Genomic DNA, 11,278 nt, shown 5'->3' with positions numbered 1-11,278 from the left:
TTTTTCGGGGGGATTACCACCTGACCAGAACCATTAATATGACCGGTTGTGATGAAGTCAATAAACTGGCTGATACTCTGCGCTATATGCAGGGTGAACTCGCCGGGACAGTCAGTAATGTCCGTGACGGGGTCAATGCAATTTACAACGGCGCCAGTGAGATTGCAGCCGGGAATAACGATCTGTCTTCGCGGACCGAACAACAGGCTGCCTCTCTCGAGGAAACAGCTGCCAGCATGGAAGAACTGACTGCGACCGTACGTCAGAATGCCGATAACGCCCGTCAGGCAAGCCACCTGGCATTAACCGCTTCTGAAACCGCAGAGCGTGGCGGGAAAGTGGTGGATGATGTCGTGGATACCATGCGCGGCATCGGCGACAGCTCGAAGAAAATTGCCGATATCATCAGTGTGATCGACGGTATCGCGTTCCAGACCAATATTCTGGCACTGAATGCAGCAGTTGAAGCCGCCCGTGCCGGTGAGCAGGGACGCGGATTTGCCGTTGTCGCCGGCGAGGTGCGTAATCTGGCCCAGCGCAGTGCGCAGGCCGCCAGGGAAATCAAAACCCTGATCGAAGATTCGGTCGGTAGAGTCGATACCGGTGCGGTACTGGTTGAGCGGGCCGGTGAGACGATGAATGAAATTGTCAGCGCTGTCACCCGTGTTACCGATATTATGAGTGAGATTGCTTCTGCTTCGGATGAGCAAAGCCGCGGGATCGACCAGATTGGTGTGGCAGTGACAGAAATGGACAAAGTCACCCAGCAGAATGCGGCGTTAGTCGAGCAATCGGCAGCCGCTGCCGCATCACTTGAAGATCAGGCGAGCAAACTGACTCAGGCAGTGTCTGTATTTCATATACAGGCCGGAAAAGTGACGACCGGCACGAAAACCAGCACTATCGCGCCTCTGCAATCCCCTGCCCTTAAAAAACCAACAGATAATTCTGATGATGACTGGGAAACCTTTTAATGTCTGCAAACTAAAATAAAAAAACGGAATTATTACTGCATTTTACCTGGTACTACTGAATGACTTCCGCCTCTGTTTGCCCATGTTTCATGGGCATTTTTTTAATGGTAATCTGACACAGGGAGAGTACCGGTTATTAGCTGAAAAATAACGAAATCTCAAAAAGTGTGTGGAGCCGAAACGGATGTGCTTACATAAGTAGGTGCGGTTAGGGGAAATGATAAAAGCCATCCAATGACGGCAGGTTAGCTAAATATAGGTTTAGAGTCTCATCTTCAAAGCAATACCAGTTACTACCAAAATGTATCGAGATTAATAGTATCACTTTCAGGCGCTAATTCTGATGGGAGGCGCTGAACTTGAATGATCATAGGAGTATGAAATGCGGTTCCCGATACGACACAGGCTCCGGATGGTAATATAGGAACTAAACTGCGCGAAGAACTATCAAGGTTACTTATAGAATTTTTTAGTAAGAACAAATCATTTTCGTTAACCAAACGATGAAGGAAGTAATTATGAATTTGAGAAATTATTGTTGGTGATATGTCTGCTGGTCGTTGACTCGCAATAGTTACGAAGTATGAAAATTTTCTCCCTTCTTTAATTATTTCCTCAAATAATTCTAGCCGGTAATCTTTCCATGTCTCAGATTCTCTAGTTGATGTCTCTGATAATATATTATGAGCCTCGTCAATGATAAGGTGGAAGCTGTTTTTTGAAGCATCTTTTTTCTTATGTTCCAAAAAAGAACACTTTGCAACTAACATCGGAATTGTTTTTTTTGTTTCTTGGTTGCAGTTTTTTAATGATATGAATAATAATGGTTTTGCTTCAATTTCAACATCATCAATTATCTCAATTACTTTTTCTAATGAGCCAGTTGAGGCATTTATCTTGGCAATTAATGGACTAATGTGTTCGTATTGTACATAATTCCTAGAAACGGAATTTATAAGTTGAAGAGTTGCTCTGACAATTATTTGCTGAAAAGATGATAGCGTTTCAATATCTATATTAGTGTCTGTCAGTGAAGGAAGATGAGCAAGATAACCATCCGGAGTATTATAAAAGCTCCCATTCCTATAATACTTGTTGTTTTCCCCTTTTGAGTACCAACTAAACTCAGATAACTCGGAATTTATTTCTTTTGATTTCGCAGGGTTGACTATGTTAATTATTGACCGTAAAACGCTGATCGTTTCACGATGCTGATTTTGACCAAACATAACCCTAATTGTTTCATGGAAGTAGTCATTAAGTTCATCACCATACTTAAGTCTATTTCTAACAAGGATGTTAAGAAATGGTTTTTGGGTTTTTTCTGTGGCTGAAAACAAGACTGAAAGTAATTCCACATCCCAAAATTCTGATTTTTTAATTTTTAATTTTTGATTTCCATTCTTTAAATGCGTGTCCAGAACAATGTAATTGCTTTTATCATTCAATTGGTTGTGGATGGGTTTATATTCGCCATTAAAATCAATGAATACAAAAATGGATTTTTTAAATAATCTTTCTCCAATGCAAGTGAATAATTCGCTATATATCTTTGCTAAAGAATTGGATTTACCACTTCCTGTATTCCCAAATATCCCTACGTGTGAATTAAATATACCATTTATTGGGATGTGAATAGGTATCTCTTCAAGGAGTGACTTGCCAATATGTATTGTTTTGGCGTCTACTTTCCCTTCGAAAGAATATACTGCGGAAATGAGTTTATCCGAAATTAGATGTAACTCATCCTGAATCATTGGAAGGTATTTAATACCTGATTTGAATTTATTTTCAGAAATGTACCCAATGATTTTTATATCTACAAATCTATCAAATTTTTCATGATTAGGCTGAGAGTTGTCAAAGTTTTTCTTTTCAATTATTTCTTCACCCTCAATTTTCCCAATAATATCATGATATCCTTTTTTTATAACAATAAATTCATTTATAGCAACGCCACGATATAATCTTCCATCATATATATACGTGGTCTGATAGAGGTTTGGGTGAACGATCGCACGGACAGACGTTCCTCTTACAGCTGTAACATACCCAATTATAAACTGCATGTTAATCCTTCCATTGAATCAATCCCGCTGACAGAAAAAATACAATCTATGAATCTATCTAAGTCGATGAAATCGTCATTGTTTTCTGGGTAAATAAAAATAATTTTCTTGTTATTTATCAACTCTTTTATTTCAGACTTGGAGCCATGTTTATAGCAAAAAACGTAAACTATCAATGAGGGATTGCTGAGCGAACGAGAAATTATTTCTCGAATGTGTTCATCTTTAAAAGAAAAACCAAAACAGATTAGAACAGTTTGAGGTTTCTCAAGCTCATAACTTAAAAGTCTAAGTGATTGATAATAATGCTGTTGAAAAACAGTTTCTTCAAACTTTGCTTTGGTTGGATTTACGATGGCAAGTTTATCATATTCTTTTCTGAATTCTTTAAGCGCCAATTCATCATCATTTGTCAGGGCTAAACTTTCCTTAGCCGTATGAGGAAGTGTAAAATTTTCAATTAATCTAATTGCTGTTTGGATGTCTGGAATATCTAAATCAACTTCCAAATCTTTTGGATAAGAGTTTGGATAACTTACTTTAATTTTTTCCTCATTTACTTTTTTCCAAGAAACAGAACCATGCATTTTTATGAGGTTTATTGTTGGTATTTCAAATTTATAAAGATCATTTGTACCCTGATGCCAAGTTGATGTGTGAAAATTGCTGATTTGAAGGTAGCGTGTTTTTAATCCTCTGGCACCATCGTTAAAAATAAAATTAGTGGAATTACGAAGTAACTTATCAGAAGCATTTTCGAAAAACAAATCATAGTTGGTTGTGAAAATATTGGCTCGCCGAATTTGATTGGCGCCCTTTCTATTTATAAGATTTACAATATTATCAATTAATTCTTGGTATGCACTGAGTGTTTCCCTACGGGTTTCACGCAAGTCTGGATCGTCATCTCTTTTGAAGAAGCAGAAACTCTTGCGTAAAATATTTTTGTAGTACTGGTAGTAAATTAAATCCTTTATTTCACTATAATCACTATCTGTGAGTATATCTTCATAAGTGAAATCATCATTAATTTTAAGTGTTGGTATAAATGCAGCTGAAGCACCTGATCCAATTAGAAAATTAATATTCTTGTCATGTAATTCTGATGCCCTGAATGCTTTAAATAGTTCGTTTGACATGTGTGCAAGTCCTTATTTAATAGTCTTATTAACAAATAAACCCCACCAAGACATCAGATCTTTTCGCTGCTCTAAATAAGTTGAGCGATTATATGCGCATCGCACCTCATTTTTATCGCTATGTGCTAAAGCTGCCTCAATTATGTCAGGGCTAAAACCTTCCTCATTCATAGCCGTACTCGCAATTGAACGTAACCCATGTGCTACAAGCTTACCTCCGAATCCAATTCGTTTCAAAGCCGCATTAGCAGTCTGGCTATTCATTGGCTGTTTTAGATCGTTTCTGCCAGGAAAAACATGTTCACAGTGAGCACTGATTGGCTTCATCAATTCCAGAATCTCTAATGCCTGAGGAGATAGAGGGATAATATGCTCACGCTTAGCTTTCATCCGTTCGGCACAGAGCTTGGCATCCAAATCGATCTCTTGCCATCGAGCGCCAGAAGCCTCAGAAGGGTGCACGAGGGTCAGGAGTTGCCATTCAATTAGACAGCGAGTCGGAACAGACAGATTTGACATTACTAAAGAACGCATCAGCTTCGGCAATTCTTCTGGTCGCAACATCGGCATGTTTTGCTTTTTGGGCTTTTCAAAGGCCATCCCAATACCTGACGCTGGATTGGCATCAATCAAACCGGTGTTTACGGCATAAATCATGATTTCGTTAATGCGCTGCACTAGTCGACGCACAGTCTCAAGTGCCCCACGTGCTTTTATTGGCTCAAGGGCTTCAACAAAAGTTCGGGCTTTGATTTGCTGACCGGGGATCTCACCGATAGCAGGGAATACATCTTTCTCCAGTGAACGCCAAATGTCTTTTGCGTAATCAGGGGTAACACTTTTGCTTTTGAGCTGGAACCAGTTAGCGGCGACCGTTGAAAAAATACTGTCCAGAGCGACTTTCTGCTGTTCCTCTGCAACTTCAGCCTGAACTTTCGGGTCGATGCCGTTGGCTAACAAGGCAAAGTAATCCGCTCGTAACCCTCGGGCGTCAGCAAGTGAAAGGGCGGGGAAAGCACCTAGCCCCATCATTGTCCGCTGCTTTGTTGCCGGACGTTGATAACGAAAACGCCAGAGTTTTTTCCCGCTGGTTTTCACTATCAGGAAAAGCCCATCGCCATCATGCAGCGTCAAATCCTTCTCTAACGTCTTAGCGCGCAGAACTTCTGTTGGTCAGGGGGCGTGTTGTCCGTGCCACTGTGGCCGCTCCTTCATGAATTGGTATACGCTTTAAGGTATACATCCTACCGTATACCTAAACGTATACCAATAATCATCGGATTTAGCCGGATGTTCTCGGACAACGACAGACACAAAAAAGCCCGCAGGGCTTGCGCCGTGCGGGCTCTTAGGACTTCATCGGATGACTCTGGTAATCACCGATGGAGAATTTTGGTGGGCTGGCGGAGTCTGAATTAAGCTTGTATGGTATTGATTTTAAGTTAATAAAATCCAATTCAACTTTTAGTTTGGGCCTATTGTTGGGCCTAAAGTTTATTTTGCTTTTTTTTGATGGCAGGCTTGATATCTAGGTTGCTATTCTAACATTGTTAGTTAGGCATGATAATTATGAATCTAGAAAAAGTTGGAACTATAGAAGGTAAAGATAAGTAGTTTTATCTTATACCATACAAATAGTAATATGGTATACAAGTATGAAAAGGATGTAAGGATAAGTAATGCTGATAATTAATATATTTGATGCCGCTCATGGTGATTGTATTCTTTTGGATTTTTCACATACATTAATACTCATAGATTCTGGCCCAAAAGAGTTTTTGATAAGAAGGAATATTATCTGTAAATTGAAAGAATTAGTGGGTGCAAGAGTTATTAATATTGCAATTGTTACACATAACGATGATGACCATATTGGAGGGTATGAATATATTTTATCTTCAGGTATTAAAATTGATAAACTACTTTTCAATAGCTTAAGTTATTGTCGCAGTATTTTCAATACTGATGAACGACAGATATCTTACAGTCAGGATGTTAGCCTAGAAACTTTTTTGAGGGATAAAGATATTTCTGTAGAGGCATTTCTAGGAGAAAGTGAGCCGATTAAGTTTAATAACATCAAACTTATTCCTTTAACTCCGAGTGTTGATGCTCTGCAACGAATGAACAATAATTATTTGAAAAAGAGTCAATTAAAAATTAATCAACCACAAATATCATCTGATAAAGAAGTTGAACCTACTTTAGAAGAGTATCTTGAAGAAATTGCTAATGGTAACGATAAATTTATACCTGATCGATCCATTACCAATAGAACGAGTTTATCTATTATAGTTGAGTATAATGGCTTTAGAGCGTTATTTTTAGGTGATGCATGGGCAAAAGATGTAATAGAAGCTTTGAGTTCTAATCAGATAGAACCAAATTTTAATGTTGTCAAGCTATCGCATCACGGAAGCGAAAAAAATACTAATAGCGAATTGATAAAAATTTTGGGGAAGACCGAATATATTATTTGTGCTGACAAGAGCAAACATAATCATCCGAATAATAAGACTATTGCCCGAGTTTTGACTCAATTCCCTGAAGCGATATTTCATTTTAGTAGTGATAATGAAGAGGTTAGGAGTATTTTCAAAAAGAACAGTGTGTTAGAATTTAAGGCATTATGCACTTATTCTTCTAATGGAGTGAATATAAGATACTATGAGTGTAAGTAATTGCATAAAAATCAATGTATTAAGCTCTCATTCAACAGGGTATCTATTCAAGGCCAGTTCTTGTGATGCAGCTTTTGTGATCTCGTCAAAGCATGGTCTTTGTCATCAGAAGGCAAATTGTGCAGAATTCAACGCGAAAATAGCAGGCTGCTGTAGGCTATGTACCATTCAACCTGATATAAATAGTCTATCATTCGAACATATGTCAACGCCCCTTGATGCTGTGGATGTATATAGCTTTCCAGACAAAGATCTAGTTATTACACGGGTTAATGGGAACGCAACACACCCCTTACGTATTGGTGAAATTGAAAATATTGCTGATAAGACATTTTATCTTAATGCTTTCAAGGAAAAAGATGTTGAGCCTGGACGAATAATGCTTAATTTCCCGCAACCTGTCATGCAAGGATTGATTAAGTATAATATTGAATCAAATTCAACACCTGATTTGATTGAAAAATCAAGAGGATATAAGGGCGTTTCTGGTGGATTGGTTTTAGAGTATCCAGAATCAGATTTCCCTGTCGCCCATGCAGTAATAATTGAAAATGGAAAAAATAACGATCTTACAGCTGAGAGTTTGAATGATATAGATCATGATTTAATTAATAGATATTTTGATTGTGTCATTTTTCATAAGCCAGTTTGGACAGTTAAGTTAGATAATTCCATGAATGATTATGTAAAGGAAATTTTTAGAAAAAAAGTAACTAATGACTTTGAGATAGTGACTTATATACCAGCACATAATGGCTTTCCTCATTTTGACTTAAATCCTATTGCAAGATTTTTGTTAATTGAATTTAATCATATGCTCACTAATAATAAGCTTTCACTTTCTCAAAGTGTAGTAAGAGCAGGTAATTTATTGTCTAAAGAGGCTTCTAATGAGCCAGCTAATAAGCTTTTAACTGGAAGATTGGTAGAAACATGTCTTAATGCCCCCCATCTTTATTCAACAGGTTTGAATGCCAAGTATTACCACCATATGCACTATATGATTACTGCGGATGGCAACTGTGAGTTGGCGTTTTCTAATTATTGTGGTCACAACAATTTAGTTAAAGAATTAAATAATGAAGTGGAGAAAGTGATTTCTAATTTTAATTTTTATAGGTTTAATCATGATTTATTTTTAGAACGTTCATTTTTAGAACAAAAGCTACAAGAGTCAGAGTGCGAAACTTTATTTAAGCTTCTTTTTACTGGAAACAAAGAACTTAAAACATTTTGTTTGGTGTTTACATTATCAATGGAAAACTATAATAAAAACGAGTTTAGTACAGTCAACAGCTATATTATTTCTTTAGTTAATAATGCATGTGACAGTATTGATGAAGGAACCCTAAATAAACTTTCCTCTGGCCTAAAATTAAATTTATTGATTATACCAAGTAATAAAGCCGATGAGTTATCACAGGCTATTGTTAGGGAGTTATATGGTGATGATTAGTCTCATTGAATACCTTTGCGATAGAATTAAGAGTAGTTATGAGTTTAACAATCACTACAAATATCTATTAGATGAATTAGCTACGTCTTTCTTTGAGAAAGACAAATGTAATTTTATTTTTTCTGAACGCCATGAACGACTTCTTCACTTTAGTGAATACTTATCTAACTCCGAATATGAACAAAATCGAGCAATAGCATTAAAAATAATTTCTAGTATAAATGAATTGTTTTCAGAAAATAGCTATACAAAAGCTATAACAAAATCAATTCTTACTAAGTTTGGATTATTTTCAGCAGTAACATCTTTTACTGATTCTTCGGTTTCTCTCTCAACGACATCAACAATATTAGGTGATATTCGTAAGATTGTTCAAACAATACCATGCTCAGAATTTTCATTTACTAATAGGCAATATGATATCTACAGAGAAATTTTAAGTAACAAGTTTTTTAGTTTTTCTGGTCCTACTTCTCTGGGTAAATCGTTTGTAATAAAAAATTGTGCAATTGAGTTACTTAATGAATTTAAAATAATTGTTTTTATTTTACCAACTAAGGCTCTGCTTGAGGAATACTTGGTTGATTTTAGAGCTATGTTGAATGAGAGAAAAATTGAAAATGTAAATATCACTAAGTCTGTCTCAGGCATTAAGGTTGAGAAAAAGAATATAATGATATTTACGCAGGAAAGGTATAATAATTTTCTGTATGAAACGAATTTTAGTGATATTAAAGTTGATGTGCTTTTCATTGATGAGGCTCACAAATTAGCTGATAAAAGTAGTAGACGATCAATGACTTTGTATAAAGTCATTTCTAATTCGTTAGAAAAATATTCCGATTTAAAGCTTGTATTTTCTAGTCCAGTAATCTCTAATCCTCAAATATTTTTTAAATATTTTAATGTAGTAGGTAAGAGTTTGAGTGTTACGGAAAGTCCAGTTGCTCAAAGTTTGTTTTTTGTGAATTTATATAATAATGAATATAAATATTTTGATACAGTAACAAAGTCTGTTATTGATTTTAATGTTTCAGATACATTTGATTCTGATTTTGATTTAATATCCAAAATAGGTTCTAAACATGATTCAAATTTAATCTATGTGTCAAGCAAATTACAATGTGTAAATAAGGCTGTGGAGTTTTCTAATTATTTGATTTCTAAAGATATACCTATTGACGCAGACGAAGAGTTGATTAATGAAGCAAAATTAATATCTGATTTTATTCATGAGGATTTTTCCTTACCTCATTTATTAAAATATGGTATTGCATACCATCATGGAAATTTACCTGCTTTTATTCGTAAGAGAATTGAGTTTCTTTATTCGAATAAAAAAATAAAATATATTTTTTGTACATCTACTTTATTGGAAGGAGTAAACTTACCGACTAAAAATGTGTTTATTTATCCATTCGGTAAGGCTAATGGAAATAGTGGTTTCACTCTTGATTTTTGGAATCTTGCTGGAAGAGCAGGCCGTTACAAAAATGAATTAACAGGTAATATCATCTGTATTAGTAGTGAAAATAATACTTGGAGTGAATTTGAAAGTTCGGTTACCAACAAAAATAATATAGAGGTCAATGACGAGATATCCCCATTATTGAAAGCACATCGAAAAATACTTAACTACCTTAATGGGAATGTTAAAACACCCGAACAAAAAGTAGTGGAAATATCAACCATAATTTTATCAGAGATTTTGTCATATATAAATACTGGTAAAGTTGGTGGGTTATTAGGCAATTTTGATTCAAAGATTAGGCAAAAAATAATTTCTGCTGGGCGTGAGCACCTAATAAGAAAAAATATCCTTGATATTGATGTCTCTACCTTTTCAGAAAACCATCGATTTGATTCAGATGTTCAATCTTCAGCTTATAAGTTGGCTGAAAATAAAAATAATATTCTAATGACTTTTCAAAATGAAGATATTAAAAGATATCTCAAAAAAATTAATGATGTGTACAAGATAGTTAACCCTAAAGGTATAGTTCCTTTTCATATAATGACATACTCTTGGCTGATGGGAGCTCCTATTAGTGCAATAATTAATAATGCTATTGAACATAGTAAGTCAGTACGTGATGAAGAATCATACTCTTGGGTAGATTTTGATAAAAATAATTCACGGCATATAAATCAAAAAATTCTAGAAGTAATTGATACGATAGAAACTGATATTACATTTAAACTGGAAAGTGCTTTAGCTCATTATCATCAATTGTGTAAATCAATACATGGAGAGGATTCGAGTGGTATAAATCTTTCCAAATTTGTCGATTATGGAACTGTGAATACTAAAGAAATGTCACTACAAGAATATGGATTTTCAAGAGCTTCCGCTACGGAGTTGCTGAGGAAGTATCGATATTTAATTGAGTTTGATAATAATGACCAATTAATTCAAATAAAAATTAAGGATTTGATTAAGGTGATAGATAACAATAGTTTGGCTAAAAAGGAGATTGAGTGGCTCAATCTTTGATATTAAAACTCAATTGAAGTGGTAAGAAGATCTTCTTACCACTTCAAAAATAATTATGAAAATTTGTAATGGTTATGTTGCTACGGTATTAAATTTTTGAGTGGCTACTCAATCCTTGCATAAGAGGTACTCGTTCAGCACAATTATTTGTGCAATCATTGAATCTTTAGGCTCCAAAGCACTAATAAAAAATGGCAGATCTTTCAATCTGCCACATGCTATCTTTGATAGATAGCTAAAAATGATTATTTTTCCCCAGCGACTGACATCTTAGCCAACTCAGGATTATTAGCCTCAAAGATCGATAGAGGCAATTCAACCTTACGTCCATTCTGATCTTCCACCGCTTTAACCACTTCAAACTCAGCGACGTCCTCGCAAGGAATTTCCAATCCTGCAAAGGTGGCACGAGTGGCGCTAGAATCGCCAAAAGGTTCCACTTCCAGGGTAATCCCCCCGAAAAAC

General features: G+C 35.8%; 7 protein-coding genes and 1 pseudogene. 4 read left to right on the top strand and 4 right to left on the bottom strand.

From position 1 onward, the window contains the following. A partial coding sequence (locus U868_RS0122735; RefSeq protein WP_025155289.1) for a methyl-accepting chemotaxis protein occupies window positions 1–974 on the top strand: 974 nt, incomplete at its 5' end. Between the two features lie 293 nt (window positions 975–1,267). On the opposite strand, the gene U868_RS0122730 is transcribed toward U868_RS0122735, so the two are convergent. The 3 genes and pseudogenes from U868_RS0122730 to U868_RS23920 all read right to left on the bottom strand — a co-directional run bounded on the left by U868_RS0122730 (window position 1,268) and on the right by U868_RS23920 (window position 5,380). Continuing rightward, window positions 1,268–3,043, bottom strand: coding sequence for an ATP-binding protein (locus tag U868_RS0122730; protein WP_025155288.1), 1,776 nt, complete (start codon window positions 3,041–3,043; stop codon window positions 1,268–1,270). Beyond that, window positions 3,031–4,182, bottom strand: a complete 1,152-nt coding sequence (locus tag U868_RS0122725; protein WP_025155287.1) for an SIR2 family protein — start codon at window positions 4,180–4,182, stop codon at window positions 3,031–3,033. Before U868_RS0122725 ends, U868_RS0122730 begins: the two co-directional genes overlap by 13 nt. Window positions 4,183–4,194: 12 nt before the next feature. Continuing rightward, window positions 4,195–5,380 (bottom strand): annotated as a pseudogene (locus U868_RS23920) (integrase domain-containing protein). A 481-nt stretch (window positions 5,381–5,861) separates the two neighbouring features. Here U868_RS23920 and U868_RS0122715 point away from each other — a divergent pair. The 3 genes from U868_RS0122715 to U868_RS26085 are packed head-to-tail and all read left to right on the top strand — an operon-like array spanning window position 5,862 to window position 10,813. After that, on the top strand, window positions 5,862–6,863 hold the full coding sequence (locus tag U868_RS0122715; RefSeq protein WP_025155286.1) for a ComEC/Rec2 family competence protein: 1,002 nt from the start codon (window positions 5,862–5,864) through the stop codon (window positions 6,861–6,863). Beyond that, window positions 6,850–8,319 carry a hypothetical protein gene (locus U868_RS0122710; protein WP_025155285.1) on the top strand — a complete coding sequence of 490 codons (1,470 nt, stop codon included), beginning with the start codon at window positions 6,850–6,852 and terminating at the stop codon, window positions 8,317–8,319. Before U868_RS0122715 ends, U868_RS0122710 begins: the two co-directional genes overlap by 14 nt. After that, window positions 8,306–10,813, top strand: a complete 2,508-nt coding sequence (locus tag U868_RS26085) for a DEAD/DEAH box helicase (protein ID WP_240182755.1) — start codon at window positions 8,306–8,308, stop codon at window positions 10,811–10,813. The genes U868_RS0122710 and U868_RS26085 overlap by 14 nt, the downstream gene beginning before the upstream one ends. Window positions 10,814–11,058: 245 nt before the next feature. Here U868_RS26085 and U868_RS0122695 read toward each other — a convergent pair. Continuing rightward, window positions 11,059–11,278 (bottom strand): IrmA family protein (locus U868_RS0122695; protein WP_025155284.1); only part of this gene is annotated, 220 nt, incomplete at its 5' end.

The organism is Morganella morganii H1r (assembly GCF_000633515.1).
Lineage (GTDB): Bacteria > Pseudomonadota > Gammaproteobacteria > Enterobacterales > Enterobacteriaceae > Morganella > Morganella morganii_B.
The sequence above is the reverse complement of the archived record's forward strand: the minus strand, read 5'-3'. Positions and strand labels throughout refer to the sequence as shown.

Bases quoted from the DNA above. Each gene is read 5' to 3' on its own strand.
- U868_RS0122730 (WP_025155288.1), bottom strand. From the start codon at position 3,043: ATGCAGTTTATAATTGGGTATGTTACAGCTGTAAGAGGAACGTCTGTC.
- U868_RS0122725 (WP_025155287.1), bottom strand. From the start codon at position 4,182: ATGTCAAACGAACTATTTAAAGCATTCAGGGCATCAGAATTACATGAC.
- U868_RS0122715 (WP_025155286.1), top strand. From the start codon at position 5,862: ATGCTGATAATTAATATATTTGATGCCGCTCATGGTGATTGTATTCTT.
- U868_RS0122710 (WP_025155285.1), top strand. From the start codon at position 6,850: ATGAGTGTAAGTAATTGCATAAAAATCAATGTATTAAGCTCTCATTCA.
- U868_RS26085 (WP_240182755.1), top strand. From the start codon at position 8,306: ATGGTGATGATTAGTCTCATTGAATACCTTTGCGATAGAATTAAGAGT.